Source organism: Streptomyces sp. Y7, from assembly GCF_043195415.1.
Classification (GTDB): Bacteria; Actinomycetota; Actinomycetes; order Streptomycetales; family Streptomycetaceae; genus Streptomyces.
On record NZ_JBIDDQ010000003.1, the window covers coordinates 54,384 to 69,613 of the forward strand.

Below are 15,230 nucleotides of genomic sequence, written 5' to 3' on the forward strand. Positions count from 1 at the left end.
GTGCCGTTGACTCTTCAGGGCGCGCGCGAGCGCGTCGTACGGACCGGCGGTGTCGAGCTGTGCGTCGCCGAGCTGGGCGAGACCGGGCAGCCGACGGTGATCCTGGTGCACGGCTATCCGGACAGCAAGGAGGTGTGGTCCGAGGTCGCCCCGCGCCTGGCCGACCGCTTCCACGTCGTGCTGTACGACGTCCGCGGCCACGGCCGGTCCACTCCGCCGCGGCCGCTGCGCGGCGGGTTCACGCTGGAGAAGCTGACGGACGACTTCCTCGCCGTCGCCGACGCGGTCAGTCCGGACCGGCCCGTGCACCTGGTCGGGCACGACTGGGGCTCGGTGCAGTCCTGGGAGTTCGCCACGGTCAAGCGCACCGAGGGCCGGATCGCCTCCTTCACCTCGATGTCGGGGCCGTCCCTGGACCACTTCGGCCACTGGATCAACCAGCGCGTCAAGCGCCCCACTCCGCGCCGGGTGGGTCAGCTGCTCGGCCAGGGCGCCAAGTCCTGGTACGTGTATCTGCTGCACACGCCCGTGCTGCCCGAGCTGGCCTGGCGAGGCCCCCTCGGCAAGCGCTGGCCGCGCATCCTGGAGCGCGTGGAGCAGGTCCCCGGCGGCGACTACCCGACCGCGTCCCTGCCGACGGACGCGGCCCGCGGGGCATGGCTGTACCGGGACAACGTACGGTCCCGGCTGTCCCGGCCGCGCCAGGACGCGTACGCGCACGCGCCCGTGCAGCTCATCACGCCCCTCGGGGACGCGTTCCTGTCGGAGCGGCTCTACGACGACCTGGAGCAGTGGGTTCCGCAGCTGACCCGGCGCACGCTGTCGGCGAAGCACTGGATACCGCGCACCCGGCCCGACCAACTGATCTCCTGGATCACGGAGTTCGTGACGTCCGTCGAGGGCGGGCGACCGGCCGGGGTGACGGCGACCGGGAAGTACGCCGACCGCTTCGGCGGGCAGCTCGTACTGGTCACCGGCGCGGGCAGCGGCATCGGGCGGGCGACGGCGTACGCGTTCGCCGAGGCCGGCGCGCGCGTGGTGGCTGTCGACCGGGACGCGGAGTCCGCGGGTCGCACCGCCGAGATGTCCCGGCTGATCGGGGCGCCCGAAGCCTGGGCGGAGACGGTGGACGTCTCCGACGAGCAGGCCATGGAGAAACTCGCCGCGCGCGTGGCCGCCGAGTACGGCGTGGTGGACGTGCTGGTGAACAACGCCGGCATCGGCCTGTCGGGCTCCTTCTTCGACACCACGCCCGAGGACTGGAAGAAGGTCCTCGACGTCAATCTGTGGGGCGTCATCCACGGCTGCCGGCTCTTCGGCAAGCAGATGGCCGAGCGCGGACAGGGCGGCCACATCGTCAACACCGCGTCGGCGGCGGCCTACCAGCCGTCCAAGGCGCTGCCCGCCTACAGCACCTCCAAGGCGGCCGTGCTGATGCTGAGCGAGTGCCTGCGCGCGGAGCTGGCCGGGCAGGGGATCGGCGTCACGGCGATATGCCCGGGCCTGGTCAACACCAACATCACCTCGACCGCGCACTTCGCCGGCGTCGACGCCGAGGAGGAGAAGCGACGGCAGAAGAAGTCCGCGCGGCTGTACGGGCTGCGGAACTATCCGCCGGAGAAGGTCGCCGACGCGATCCTGCGGGCGGTGGTGCGGGGCGAGGCCGTCGTGCCGGTGACGCCGGAGGCGCGCGGGGCGTATCTGATGTCGCGGTTCACCCCGAGGGCGTTGCGCCGGATCGCCCGGCTCGAGCCGCCGTTGTGACCGGCGCGGCGGGAACCGCGCGCCGGGGACGCGGGGTTCGTGGGGGAGCGTGACACGGGGCCGTTCCGTCGTGGTGGGGAACGTAGCGAGAACAACTGCGGGCGGAGGTGCCCTGGCGTGGACAAGACCTATCGGATCGAGGATCTGGCGCACCTCAGCGGCGCCACCGTCCGCACCATCCGTGCCTACCAGGACCGGGGCCTGCTCCCCCGGCCCGAGCGCCGTGGCCGTGCCAACCTCTACTGCGACGCCCATCTCGTCCGGCTGCGCCAGATCGCCGACCTCCTCGACCGCGGCTACACCCTGGCCTCCATCAAGGAACTCCTGGAGGCCTGGGACGCCGGCCGGGGCCTGGGCGGGGTGCTCGGACTGGCCGCCGAGGTGGACGGGCCGTGGACGGACGAGGAGGCCGTGCGGATCTCCCGGGCCGAGCTGAACGAGCGCTTCGGCGGCGCTCCGGACGACGCGGCGGTGGCCGACGCGGTGGAGCTCGGCGTGCTGGAGCCGGTCCCCGGCGACGAGGACGCGTTCGTCGTCCCGAGCCCTCAAGAACTCGCGGTGGCGGTCGAGTTGTACGCCGCGGGCGTGCCACTCTCCGCGATCGCGGGCCATCTGAGGGAGTTGAGGGGGCAGGTCGAGCACATCGCGGCCCGTTTCCTGGAGTTCACCACCGAGCACGTCTTCGCCCGCTACCTGGACGGACCGCATCGTCCGACGGACGCGGAAGCGGCCGAGGCGGCCTCCCTCGTACGACGGCTGCGCCCACTCGCCCAGCACACGGTGGACGCCGAACTGGCCCGCGCCATGCGCCTGTTGGCGGGCCGGCAGCTGCGTCAGCACCTGGGTGCGGCAGAAGAGTCCGGATCCCAAAAAATCGACCGAAATGTGACGATTCCAGCGGAGACAATGCGGGCCGTGGAAGCCCTGGTTGGCCCGGAGCAAGCCGCGGAATTCATCACTTTGGCCACCGAACGGGAGGTGCGGGCAAGGACCTTGGACCGGCTGGCCGCATTTCACAGTCCATCAGGTGATCTTGACGAAACCCCCTTGAAGTGACCGCTCGTTGTCCACAGAATCACCAATTCCCCTGTGGATAACCGCACTTGGTTGTGGATCAAACATCGAGAGTGAAATCATTCGCGTGATTCCCGTCCCGCCCGGCAGGCTGGTGGCATGGACGAAAGACGCACCGTGAAGGTGTCGAAGTATCTCTCGAAGCACCTGCGCCATCAGCCCGAGCGCATCGGACTGACCCTCGACGAGGGCGGCTGGGTCGAGATCGACACGCTGATCGCCGCCGCGACCGCGCACGGCTTCCGGTTCACCCGGGAAGAACTGGACCACGTGGTCGCCGCCAACGACAAGAAACGCTTCGCGGTCGTGGGCACCCGGATCCGGGCCAGCCAGGGCCACAGCGTGCACGTGGACCTCGGACTGCCCCCGGCGACCCCGCCGCCGTACCTCTACCACGGCACCGTGGCCGGGAACCTGGACGCGATCCGCGGCGAGGGGCTCAGGCCGATGAACCGGCACGACGTGCACCTCTCGGCCGACCGCGAGACCGCGACCCGGGTCGGCGCCCGACGCGGCCGCCCCGTGGTGCTCTCCGTGGACACCGGCGCCATGCACCGCGACGGCCATGTCTTCCACGTCAGCGCGAACGGCGTGTGGCTGACGAAGGCCGTACCGCCGGAGTACCTGCGCTTCCCCGAGACGCACTGACCCCCCGGAAACGACCCCCGACTCCCGGCCCGGAAAGGCTCACCCCCGCCCCGAACCGGCCCCCGGTCCGGCATGATCAGTGGTATGGACCAATTCCCCACCACCGAGTCCGCCGTCGCCGCGCTCCGTACCCTCGCCGCCGAGTACGGCCGCGAGATCGAGGTGAGCCATGACATCGGCGCCGACCAGACCTCCCGCCGCAGCGCGGCCGGCGTCGGCACCACCTTGGACCCGGACGGCTCGCTGCCCCACGAGGCGTACGTCGATCTGGGCGGCTCGCCCCAGGTGAGCGTGCGGCTCTTCCCGGAGGACGACGCGCTGATCACGGTCGAGGGCGTCGAGTGCCCCGACGTCCCGCGCGACGACGTGCCCGCCTTCCTGCGCTCCCTCTTCGACGGCCTCGCCCACGTCAAGGCCCGCCGCTTCCCGCCGGGCTACTTCCTGATCGTGCCGCTGCCGGGCGACCGGACCCACCGCGAGTTCATGCCGATGATCACCCTCACTCCGTGGCTGAGCAGCCGCGTGCGGTGACCGTTTCACGTGAAACCCATTCGGCCGCATACGCTCGACACATGAGTCTGCGCCTGAGCACCGTGATCCTCCCGTACCGCCGCTGGTCCGAAGGGGGCCGCAAGGCATGGCAGCGCGCGGAGCAGCTCGGTTTCCACGCCGCGTACACCTACGACCACCTGTCCTGGCGCAGCTTCCGGGACGGCCCATGGTTCGGCGCCGTCCCGACTCTGACCGCGGCTGCGGCCGTCACCGACCAGCTGCGGCTGGGCACCCTCGTGACCTCGCCGAACTTCCGGCATCCGGTGACCCTGGCCAAGGAACTGATCTCCCTCGACGACGTCTCGGGTGGGCGGATCACGCTGGGCATCGGGGCCGGCGGTACCGGCTTCGACGCCACCACGCTCGCCCAGGAGCCCTGGACGCCGCGTGAGCGTGCCGACCGTTTCACCGAGTTCGTCACGCTGCTGGACCGGCTGCTCTCCGAGGACTCGGTGTCCTACGAGGGCGACTTCTACTCGGCGCACGAGGCCCGCAACATCCCGGGCTGTGTACAGCGGCCCCGGCTGCCCTTCGCGGTGGCCGCGACCGGGCCGCGCGGGCTGCGGCTCGCGGCGCAGTACGGGCAGGCCTGGGTGACCACGGGCAACCCGAAGGTCAGTGAGAGCGGCACCCCGGAGCAGTCGTTTCAAGCCATTCGTGAGCAGGCCGAGAAGCTGTCCGACGCGTGCGCCGCGATCGGCCGGAACGTGGCCGACATCGACAAGGTCCTGCTCACCGGATTCACCCCGGAACGCAGCCGGGTGCTGGACTCGCTCGACGCGTTCGTGGATTTCGCCGGGCGCCACCAGGAGCTCGGATTCACCGAGATCGTGGTCCACTGGCCGATCGCCGACTCGGACTTCGCGGCCGACGAGAAGGTCTTCGAGCAGATCGCCATGGAAGCGGCGGCACAGGTGCGGTGAGTACGACGGCCGCGGTGCGTGCGTCGGGCGCGACGGTGCTGGTGGAGGCGCTGCCGTCGGCGCACTCAGGGGCGTGTTCTCCTCAGCGGCCACCTCAGATGTGCGGACTGCCGCACGACCGTGCAGGCATATGCGGGAGAATGACGCGGTGACCTCAGCGACTCGACAGCCCCAGAACCCGGACGCAGCCGTGCGACCGCGGCTCATCGCCACCGACCTGGACGGCACCCTGCTGCGGGACGACAAGTCCGTCTCCCCACGCACGGTCGCCGCGCTGGCCGCCGCGGAGGAGGCGGGCATCGAGGTGTTCTTCGTCACCGGCCGCCCCGCCCGCTGGATGGACGTCGTCAGCGACCATGTCCACGGTCATGGCCTGGCGATCTGCGGCAACGGCGCCGCCGTGGTCGACCTGCACGGCGGCCCCGGCGCCCACCGGTTCGTGAAGGTGCGGGAGCTGGCGCGGGAGAACGCGCTGGACGCCGTGCGGCTGCTGCGGGACGCGGCGCCTGGCACGGGGTACGCGGTGGAGCAGACGTACGGCTTCTACCAGGAGCCGGACTATCCCAAGATGCACATGGAGATACCGGACGATCTCGCGCCGGCCGAGGACCTCCTGGCACCGGACGCTCCCGGCGCCGGCGAGCCCGTACTGAAGATCCTCGCCTACCACCCCACGATCGACCCCGACGCCTTCCTCACCCTGGCCCGCCTCGCCATCGGTGATCGCGCCAACGTCACCCGCTCCAGCCCCAGCGCCCTGCTGGAGATCAGCGGACCGGGCGTCTCCAAGGCGAGCACGCTCGCGCTGTGCTGCGCCGAGCGCGGTATCTCGCACGAGGAGGTCGTGGCCTTCGGGGACATGCCCAACGACGTCGAGATGCTGACGTGGGCGGGCCGGTCGTACGCGATGGGCAACGCCCACCCGGACGTCGTCGCCGCCGCGTCGGGACGGACCGTCGCCAACAACGACGACGGGGTCGCGGTCGTCATCGAGCGGATGCTGGCCGAGCGCGGCTAGCCCGAGCGACAGGATCCGCCGGACGGGCCCTCGGCCCTAGCCGAGCGGCGCTCCCCGCTCGGCCAGCCACGGCACGGGATCCACCGCCGAGCCCATCTCGGGGGTGATCCGCACCTCGAAGTGCAGATGCGGGCCCGTGGAGTTGCCGCTCGTTCCGGACTGGCCGAGCCACTGACCGGTGTCGACACGCTCGCCCTGGTCGACGGCGACCGAGGCGAGATGGGCGTACTGCGTGTAGTAACCGTCCGTGTGCTGGACGACGACCTCCATGCCGAACGCTCCGCCGCACGACACCTTGGCCACACGCCCGTCCCCGGCCGCACGGACCGGAGTGCCGATCGGCACCGCGAAGTCCTGTCCGGTGTGCCGGTTCGCCCACCGCGACCCGCCGCTGCCGAACGAGGCGGACAGCTCGTACGACTCCACGGGCGTGGCCCACGCGCCGTCGAACTCCTTGTCCTTCTGGTCGAGCCGCACGGCACCGGGGCAGGAGCCGGCGGCCACGAAGGCGTCGGCCTGCCCCTGCAACTCCCAGCGCGCCTCTTCGAGCTTCTGCTCGATGCCGCTCTTCAGCTCGGCGAGTTCCGCGTTGCGCTTCTCCAGGCCGTGCCAGGCGGCCGCGGCCTTGGCCTCGTCCTTGGCGAGCTGGGTCTCGGCGCGACGGCTCTTCTCGATGGCGTTGTTGACGGCCATGTTCGTCTGCGAGAACACATGCTGACCGCGCATCATCTGCTCCGGGCTCGACGCGAGGATGAGCTGCGCGGTCAGCGGCATCCCGCCGCTGGTGCGGTACTGGGCACGCGCGATCCTTCCCAGGTCCTCACGCAGCACGCTGATCTCCCGCCGCTCGCGGTCGAGCAGCCCCTCGATCCGCTCCGCCTGCGCCCGCTGCCCCTCGGCCTCCTGCCGCCCCGTCTCGTACCGCTTCGTCGCCCGCGCCACGTCCTCGTACAGCTTCACCACCTGTGCGCTGAGGCCGAGGCCGCTGCCGCCGTGAGTGTCCGAGTCGTCGGCGACGGCGTCGGCGGGCCTCACCACGAGGAGTGCGAGCGCACAGAGCAGCGCCGGAACGACCTGGACGCGACCGCGATATGAGCGCATGTCAGCGATCCTGACCCGCAAGTCGGGTCAAGGCCCTGTTCACGTCGTACACCTGGGGGACGATTTGACGCGGACGGTCCAGTACGGAGGTTGACGCCCGCGCCGACATCCGCGCTAGGGCGCCCCCACCAACAGATCCGCCGCCTCTTCCCGCTCCACCATCGCCCGCAGCGGTCCCGCCACAGCGGCCAGCTCCGCGTACGGCCCCCGCTGCACCACCCGCCCCTCGTCCAGCACGACCACCTCGTCCACGGCTTCCAGCCCGGCCAGCCGGTGGGTGATGAGCAGGGTCGTACGGCCCTCGGTGGCCGCCAGCAGGTCGGCGGTGAGGGCGTCGGCCGTCGGGAGGTCCAGGTGTTCGGCGGGCTCGTCGAGCACGAGCACGGGGAAGTCGGCGAGCAGCGCGCGTGCCAGCGCCAGCCGCTGCCGCTGCCCGCCCGACAGTCGCGCCCCGTGCTCGCCGACGAGCGTGTCCAGCCCGTCGGGCAGACCGTCGGCCCAGTCCAGCAGCCGCGCGCGGCCCAGGGCGTCACGCAGGTCGTCCTCCGTGGCGTCCTTCCTGGCGAGCAGCAGGTTCTCGCGCACGGAGCTGTCGAAGAGGTGCGCGTCCTGCGCGCACAGCCCGACGAGCCGCCGTACGTCGTCACCGTCGAGTGCGCAGGCGTCCACGCCACCCAGCGTGTAGGAGCCCGCGTCCGCGTCCAGGAAGCGCAGCAGCGCCTGCGCCAGCGTCGTCTTGCCGGACCCGGACGGTCCGACGACGGCGATCCGGCGGCCCTCCTCCAAGGTCAGGTCGAGACCGGCGAGCGCGTCCCGGTCCTGCCCCGAGTGACGGGCGGTCAGGCCCCTGACGGCCACCGGGAAGGGCGATGCGGGCGCCTTCCGGGGACGCTCCGGCTCCCGTACGGGCTCGGGTGCGTCGAGGACCTCATGGACCCGCTCGGCGCTCTTGCTCACCCGCTGGCGGTACTGCACGGCGAGCGGCAGCCCCAGCACGGCCTCGAAGGCGGCCAGCGGCGTGAGGACGACCACGGCCATCGTCACACCGCTCAGCCGCCCGTCCACGACCGCCTGGGCGCCCACGAGGGCGGTGGCGGCGACGGTGAGCCCGGAGAGCAGCGCGGTGAGCCCGTCGCCGAGCGCGGTCGCGGTGGCGGCGCGCGAGGCGATCCGGGTGAGGATCCCGTCGGCTCGGCGTGCCTCGGCCGTCCGGCTGGGCAGCGTGCCGGCGACGGTGAGTTCGGCGGTGCCGGTGAGGAGATCCGTCACGCGGGTCGCGAGGACTCCCCGGGCGGGGGCCAGTCTGCGTTCGGCTCGGCGGGCGACGGCACCGGTGACGAGCGGGACGCCGATCCCGGCCGCCAGCAGTCCGGCCGCGAGCACCGCGCCGGCCTCGGGCAGCAGCCAGGCGGTGAAGCCGACGGCCCCGGCGGACACGACCGTCGCGGCGGCGGCCGGCAACAGCCAGCGCAGCCAGTAGTCCTGCAAGGCGTCCACATCGGCGACGAGCCTCGACAGCAGGTCGCCCCGCCGCGTGCGGCGCAGCCCGGCGGGCGCCAGCCGCTCCAGCCGGCGGTACACGGCGACCCGGGTGTCGGCCAGCATGCGCAGCACCGCGTCGTGGGACACCAGCCGCTCGGCGTACCGGAACACGGCCCGCCCGATACCGAAGGCCCGCGTCGCCGTCACGGCCACCATCAGGTACAGGACCGGCGGCTGCTGCGAGGCCCGGGAGATGAGCCACCCGGAGGTCGCCATCAGCCCGACGGCACTGCCGAGCGCGAGGCTGCCGAGCAGCAGGGCGAGGACGAGGCGTCCGCGGTGCGGGCCGGACATGGCACGGACGCGGGCGAGCACACCGCGCGTATCCGTCCCGGGCCGCGCGGCCTCGGCGTCGTCCGAGCCGGAACCGTCGTGCACCGCGCCCTCGATCGGACGCTCGACGGATGTCCTGGGCCGGCCCTCGGCCCGCACCGGTGCCGCGACCTCGGTGAGGCGCACCACCCGGTCCGCCACCCCCAGCAGCGCCGGCCGGTGCACGACCAGCAGCACCGTCCGCCCCACGGCGAGCCGCCGTACGGCCTCCACGACCTCGGCCTCGGTGGCCCCGTCGAGTGCGGCCGTCGGCTCGTCGAGCAACAGCACGGGCCGGTCCGCGAGGAACGCCCGGGCCAGCGCGAGCCGCTGCCGCTGCCCCGCGGACAGCCCGGCCCCGTCCTCACCCAGCACGGTGCCGACGCCCGCGGGCAGCGCGTCCACGAACTCCAGCGCTCCGGCATCCGCCAGCGCCCGCCGTACGGCGTCGTCGTCCGCGTCGGGACGCGCCAGCCGCACGTTCTCGGCGATGGTCCCGGCGTACAGATGCGGGCGCTGTGGCACCCAGGCGATCCGCGAGCGCCACTCCGCCAGATCGAGCTCGGCCAGATCGGTTCCCCCGACCAGGACGCGCCCTCCGGTCGGCCGTACGAAGCCCAGCAGCACGTTCAGCAGGGTCGACTTGCCCGCGCCGCTCGGGCCGACGAGAGCGACCGTCTCACCGGGTTCGACGGTGAGGGACGCGTCCGAGACGGCGTCGGCGGTCCGGCCGGGGTAGCGGACCGAGACCGCTTCGAAGGAGACGGTGCCCTGGGGAACCGTCGCCGTGCCCGACTGCGGCACGGGAGTCTCCAGGACCTCGAAGATCTCCTCGGCAGCCGAGAGCCCCTCGGCCGCTGCGTGGTACTGCGCACCCACCTGCCGCAGCGGCAGATAAGCCTCGGGGGCCAGCACGAGGACGACGAGGCCGTCGTACAGATGCATCTCGCCATGGACGAGACGCATGCCGATCGTGACGGCGACCAGGGCCACCGAGAGCGTCGAGAGCAGCTCCAGCGCGAAGGAGGAGATGAAGGCGATCCGCAGGGTGCGCATCGTCGCCCTGCGGTACTCACCGGTGATCCGCCGGATCGAGTCGGCCTGCGCCTTGGCCCGCCCGAAGACCTTCAGGGTCGGCAGGCCGGCGACGACGTCCAGGAAGTGGCCCGACAGCCGGGACAGCAGCTGCCACTGGCGGTCCATCCGTGACTGGGTGGCCCAGCCGATCAGCATCATGAAGATCGGGATGAGCGGCAGGGTGCCGACGATGATGGCCGCCGACACCCAGTCCTCGGTCACGATCCGCGCCAGCACCGCGATCGGTACGACGACCGCGAGACCCAACTGCGGCAGATAGCGCGAGAAGTAGTCGTCGAGGGCGTCGACGCCGCGTGTGGCGAGGGCGACCAGCGAACCGGTCCGCTGTCCGCTCAGCCGGCCGGGGCCCAGCGCGGCCGCGCGCTCCAGCAGCCGTCCCCGCAGCTCCGACTTCACCGCCGCACTGGCACGGTGGGCGGCCAGCTCGGTGAGCCAGGCAACCACCGCGCGGCCGACGGCGACAGCCGCCAACAGGAGCAGGGGAGTGCGCAGTTCGGCAGCGGACATCCCCTGCTCGAACGCCCCCACCACGGCTTCGGCGATGAGCATCGCCTGAGCGATGACCAGGACCGCACCGACGGCACCCAGGCCCACGACCGCGATCAGGAAGAGGCGCGTGGCGCGGGCGTATCGGAGGAGACGCGGGTCGATTGGTTTCACGTGAAACACACCTCAGTGCACGGTCTCGGCGATGTGCTGCGTACCGATCCGCTTGCGGAACACCCAGTAGGTCCAGCCCTGGTAGAGCATCACGATCGGCGTGGCGATCACCGCGCACCAGGTCATGATCTTCAGGGTGTACGGGCTCGACGACGCGTTGGTGACCGTGAGGCTCCACTCGTCATTGAGCGAGGACGGCATGACGTTCGGGAAGAGCGTCAGGAAGAGCATGGCCACGGCGGCCACGATGGTGACGCCGGAGAAGGCGAACGACCATCCCTCACGCCCCACCTGGTTCGCCGCCAGAGCCGCGACCAGCGCCGCGACGGCCACGATCAGGGCGACCAGGCTCTGCCCGTCGCCGTTCTCGACCTGCGTCCAGAGCATGAAGACCGCGGCCGCCACGGCGGTCGCAAGACCGAGCCACAGCGCCAGCTTCCGCGCCCGCTCCCGGATCTCCCCCACGGTCTTCAGCGCGGTGAACACCGCACCGTGGAAGGTGAACAGCGACAGCGTCACGAGCCCACCGAGGAGCGCGTACGGGTTGAGCAGGTCCAGGACGGTGCCGACGTACTCATGGCTCCGGTCGATCTTCACGCCCCGCACGATGTTGGCGAAGGCCACGCCCCACAGGAACGCCGGGAGCAGCGAGCACCAGAAGATGGCCTGCTCCCAGTTGCGCTGCCAGTTCTCCTCGGGCCGCTTCGCCCGGTACTCGAAGGCGACACCGCGGACGATCAGGCAGACCAGGATGAGCAGCAGAGGCAGATAGAAGCCGGAGAAGAGCGTGGCGTACCACTCGGGGAAGGCGGCGAAGGTGGCGCCGCCCGCCGAGAGCAGCCACACCTCGTTGCCGTCCCAGACGGGGCCGATGGTGTTGATCAGCACCCGCCGCTCGGGCCGGTTGCGGGCCAGCAGCTTGGTGAGGACGCCGACCCCGAAGTCGAAGCCCTCCAGGAAGAAGTAGCCGGTCCACAGGACGGCGATCAGGACGAACCAGACGTCGTGAAGTTCCATGACTGTGCAGCTCCCTCGGCCTAGTACGAGAAGGCCATCGGCTTGTCGGCGTCAGGGGAGTCGCCGCCGATCTTCGTGGGCGGGTTCAGGTCGGCTTCCGTCAGCTCGGGCGGTCCGGCCTTGACGTACTTCGCGAGGAGCTTGACCTCGACGACGGCGAGGATGGCGTACAGCGTGGTGAAGACGATCATCGAGGTGAGGACCTCGCCCTGGGAGACGCCGGGGGAGACCGCGTCACGGGTCCGCAGGACGCCGTAGACGACCCACGGCTGGCGGCCCATCTCGGTGAAGATCCAGCCCCAGGAGTTGGCGATCAGCGGGAAGGCCAGGGTCCAGATCGCGATGCGCCAGTACCACTTGGTCAGCTTCAGGCCGAGTGCCTTCTTCGGGAGGAGCACCAGATGCGGCACCTCGTCGTCACCGACCCGCAGGTGCTGCGGCAGCATGAACTTCTTGCGGGTCAGCCACAGTCCGGCCAGGCCGATGGCGAACGACGTCATACCGAAGCCGATCATCCACCGGAAGCCCCAGTAGGCGACGGGGATGTTGGGCCGGTAGTCGCCGGGCCCGTACTTCTCCTGCTCGGCCTTGTTGACGTCGTTGATGCCGGGGACGTACGAGGTGAAGTCGTCCTTGGCCAGGAAGGACAGCAGGCCGGGGATCTCTATGGCGACCTTGTTGTGACCCTTGTCGACGTCACCCACGGCGAAGATCGAGAAGGGCGCCGGCTTCTCGCCGTCCCACAGCGCCTCGGCCGCGGCCATCTTCATCGGCTGCTGCTCGTACATGATCTTGCCGAGCGTGTCACCGCTGACGGCGGTCAGCAGGCCGCCGATGGCGACGGTGACCAGGCCGAGCCGCAGTGAGGTCTTCATCTCGCGGATGTGCTTCTTGCGCAGCAGGTGGAAGGCGGAGATGCCGACCATGAACGCGCCACCGGTGAGGAAGGCCGCCGACAGGGTGTGGAAGGCCTGCGCGAGCGCGGTGTTCTGGGTCAGCACGAGCCAGAAGTCGGTGAGCTCGGCCCGTCCCCTGGCCTCGTTGATCCGGTAGCCGACGGGGTGCTGCATCCAGGAGTTGGCCGCCAGGATGAAGTACGCCGACAGGATCGTGCCGATGGACACCATCCACATACAGGCCAGGTGGATCTTCTTCGGCAGCTTGTCCCAGCCGAAGATCCACAGGCCGATGAAGGTCGACTCGAAGAAGAACGCGATCAGCGCCTCGAAGGCCAGCGGAGCACCGAAGACGTCACCGACGAACCGGGAGTAGTCGGACCAGTTCATGCCGAACTGGAACTCCTGGACGATGCCGGTGACGACCCCCATCGCGATGTTGATCAGGAAGAGCTTGCCCCAGAACTTCGTCGCCCTGAGGTACTTCTCCTTCTCCGTGCGCACCCAGGCGGTCTGCAGCCCGGCCGTGAGGGCGGCCAGCGAGATCGTCAGAGGGACGAACAGGAAGTGGTAGACGGTGGTGATGCCGAACTGCCATCGCGCCAGGGTCTCCGGCGCCAAAGCCAGGTCCACGTCGCTGCTCCTTACATACGCTTGTGAAAGCGTTCACATTCACAAGCAATTATGCAGCACGGACATTCCAGGCCCTCACAGGGGGGTCCCTCATTCGACCCAACCCCTTGGCGGGGACTTCAACATATTGTTGAATCGCCAGCATGCAGACGCAGACAGCGCTTCAGATACGGATCTCCTGGCCCTCCGGGCACCTCACCGCAACCCTCGACGACACCCCTACCGCACAGGCCCTCAGCAAGGCCCTCCCGCTCAGCTCCACTGCTCACACATGGGGCGAGGAGGTCTACTTCGACACAGGAGTGTCCGTTTCACGTGAAACGGACGCCCGCCAGGTGGTCGAGCCGGGCACGGTCGCCTTCTGGACGGACGGCGACGCGCTCGCCCTCCCCTACGGCCCCACACCGATCTCGCGAGGCGCCGAGTGCCGCCTCGCGAGCCCGTGCAACATCCTGGGCCGCCTCGACGGCGACGCCCGCCTACTGGCGACGGTCCGCGACGGCGACCCTGTGCGGGTGGCACTGGTGGACGCGTGAGCGGGCACGCATGGGACTGGTCGGCACGTGAGCAGGCCCGCGTGGAGCTGGTCGACGCGTAACCGTGCCCACGTAGCGCTGCGGGGCGCATGAACGTGCCCGCGTGGAGCTGGTCGACGCGTGAGCGTGCCCGCATAGCGCCGCAGGGCGCCGAGCGCGCCGCCGGAGAGCCTCTGGACGCCTGACCGCGCCCCGTGGAACCCCCGGCCTGGCATGCCGGGACGGAGCTCGTCGACGCCCGGCCGACCGCGCCCGCGGAGCCTAGAGCTCCTTCCGGAACCCTTCCGCCACCTTCAGGAAGATGTCGTTCGCCTCGGCCTCTCCGACCGTCACCCGCACACCCTCGCCCGGGAACGGCCGGACCACCACGCCCGCCTGCTCACACGCCTGAGCGAAAGCGACCGTGCGCTCCCCCAGCCGCAGCCACACGAAGTTGGCCTGGGTCTCGGGCACCGTCCAGCCCTGGGCCCGCAGCCCCTCGCCCACACGGTTGCGCTCACACACCAGCGAACCGACCCGGCCGAGCAGTTCGTCCTCGGCACGCAGCGAGGCGATGGCCGCGTCCTGCGCGAGCTGGCTCACTCCGAAGGGCACGGCCGTCTTGCGCAGGGCCGCCGCGACCGGCTCATGGGCGATCGCGAAGCCGACGCGGAGGCCGGCGAGGCCGTACGCCTTGGAGAAGGTCCGCAGGACGCAGACGTTCGGCCGCTCGCGGTAGATCTCCACGCCGTCCGGCACCTCGGGGTCGCGGATGAACTCGCGGTACGCCTCGTCCAGCACGACCAGGACATCGCTCGGCACCCGGTCGAGGAACCGCTCCAGCTCCGCCCGCTTCACGACGGTGCCCGTCGGGTTGTTCGGGTTGCAGACGAAGATCAGCCTGGTGCGCTCGGTGATGGCGTCCGCCATCGCGTCCAGGTCGTGCACCTCGCCGTCCGTCAGCGGCACCTGCACGGAGGCGGCACCGCTGATCTGCGTGATGATCGGGTACGCCTCGAAGGACCGCCAGGCGTAGATGACCTCGTCACCGGGGCCGGCGGTGGCCTGGATCAGCTGCTGCGCGACGCCGACCGAGCCGGTGCCGGTGGCCAGGTGGGAGAGCGGGACACCGAAGCTCTCGGACAGCTCGTTCATCAGCCCCGTGCACATCATGTCCGGGTAGCGGTTGAACGAGGCGGCGGACGCCGTCACGGTCTCCATCACGCCCGGCAGCGGCGGATAGGGGTTCTCGTTGGAGGACAGCTTGTAGGCCACCGGGCCACCGGCCGCGGCGGGCTTGCCCGGCTTGTAGGTGGGGATCCCCTCCAGCTCGGCGCGCAGCTTGGGGCTCGTCTCGCTCACCGCAGTCCTCCTCGCGACCACCGGCGGCCCATCACCACCGCCGGCTCCAATACTTCTCACCTTATGAGGATTCCGCGCCGATGCGTACAGGTGAGGGAGAGCCGATGCTCACCGG

General features: G+C 70.7%; 12 protein-coding genes. 7 read left to right on the forward strand and 5 right to left on the reverse strand.

The window, feature by feature from the left end; genetic code table 11:
* The first annotated feature begins 6 nt into the window (after window positions 1-6).
* The 6 genes from ACGFW6_RS11335 (at window position 7) to ACGFW6_RS11360 (ending at window position 5,979) form a co-directional block, all read left to right on the forward strand.
* Window positions 7-1,764 carry an SDR family oxidoreductase gene (locus ACGFW6_RS11335; protein ID WP_393507819.1) on the forward strand — a complete coding sequence of 586 codons (1,758 nt, stop codon included), beginning with the start codon at window positions 7-9 and terminating at the stop codon, window positions 1,762-1,764.
* 117 nt (window positions 1,765-1,881) lie between these two features.
* A complete protein-coding gene (locus ACGFW6_RS11340) occupies window positions 1,882-2,820 on the forward strand; it encodes a MerR family transcriptional regulator (protein WP_393507083.1) in 939 nt (312 codons plus the stop codon).
* A 117-nt stretch (window positions 2,821-2,937) separates the two neighbouring features.
* The gene (locus ACGFW6_RS11345; RefSeq protein ID WP_393507085.1) at window positions 2,938-3,486 is read left to right on the forward strand and encodes an RNA 2'-phosphotransferase; all 549 of its coding nucleotides are present in this window, start codon (window positions 2,938-2,940) and stop codon (window positions 3,484-3,486) included.
* An 84-nt stretch (window positions 3,487-3,570) separates the two neighbouring features.
* On the forward strand, window positions 3,571-4,017 hold the full coding sequence (locus ACGFW6_RS11350) for a hypothetical protein (RefSeq protein WP_393507087.1): 447 nt from the start codon (window positions 3,571-3,573) through the stop codon (window positions 4,015-4,017).
* A 41-nt stretch (window positions 4,018-4,058) separates the two neighbouring features.
* Window positions 4,059-4,961 (forward strand): LLM class flavin-dependent oxidoreductase, encoded by a 903-nt coding sequence (locus tag ACGFW6_RS11355; protein ID WP_393507088.1) that lies wholly within the window; start codon window positions 4,059-4,061, stop codon window positions 4,959-4,961.
* A gap of 130 nt (window positions 4,962-5,091) precedes the next feature.
* A complete protein-coding gene (locus tag ACGFW6_RS11360) occupies window positions 5,092-5,979 on the forward strand; it encodes an HAD hydrolase family protein (RefSeq protein WP_393507090.1) in 888 nt (295 codons plus the stop codon).
* Between the two features lie 36 nt (window positions 5,980-6,015).
* Here the strand turns inward: ACGFW6_RS11360 and ACGFW6_RS11365 are convergent, their stop codons facing one another.
* The 4 genes from ACGFW6_RS11365 to ACGFW6_RS11380 all read right to left on the reverse strand — a co-directional run bounded on the left by ACGFW6_RS11365 (window position 6,016) and on the right by ACGFW6_RS11380 (window position 13,238).
* Window positions 6,016-7,080 carry a M23 family metallopeptidase gene (locus tag ACGFW6_RS11365; RefSeq protein ID WP_393507092.1) on the reverse strand — a complete coding sequence of 355 codons (1,065 nt, stop codon included), beginning with the start codon at window positions 7,078-7,080 and terminating at the stop codon, window positions 6,016-6,018.
* A gap of 114 nt (window positions 7,081-7,194) precedes the next feature.
* A complete protein-coding gene (gene cydD, locus ACGFW6_RS11370; RefSeq protein WP_393507094.1) occupies window positions 7,195-10,692 on the reverse strand; it encodes a thiol reductant ABC exporter subunit CydD in 3,498 nt (1,165 codons plus the stop codon).
* Window positions 10,693-10,704: 12 nt separating this feature from the next.
* The gene (gene cydB, locus ACGFW6_RS11375; RefSeq protein WP_393507096.1) at window positions 10,705-11,709 is read right to left on the reverse strand and encodes a cytochrome d ubiquinol oxidase subunit II; all 1,005 of its coding nucleotides are present in this window, start codon (window positions 11,707-11,709) and stop codon (window positions 10,705-10,707) included.
* Between the two features lie 20 nt (window positions 11,710-11,729).
* Window positions 11,730-13,238, reverse strand: coding sequence for a cytochrome ubiquinol oxidase subunit I (locus ACGFW6_RS11380; protein WP_393507098.1), 1,509 nt, complete (start codon window positions 13,236-13,238; stop codon window positions 11,730-11,732).
* A gap of 143 nt (window positions 13,239-13,381) precedes the next feature.
* Here ACGFW6_RS11380 and ACGFW6_RS11385 point away from each other — a divergent pair, with 143 nt between their 5' ends.
* Window positions 13,382-13,774 (forward strand): cyclophilin-like fold protein, encoded by a 393-nt coding sequence (locus tag ACGFW6_RS11385; protein WP_393507100.1) that lies wholly within the window; start codon window positions 13,382-13,384, stop codon window positions 13,772-13,774.
* Window positions 13,775-14,035: 261 nt separating this feature from the next.
* Here the strand turns inward: ACGFW6_RS11385 and hisC are convergent, their stop codons facing one another.
* Entirely contained in the window at window positions 14,036-15,115 is a 1,080-nt protein-coding gene (hisC, locus tag ACGFW6_RS11390) for a histidinol-phosphate transaminase (RefSeq protein WP_393507102.1), read from the reverse strand.
* Window positions 15,116-15,230 lie beyond the last annotated feature (115 nt).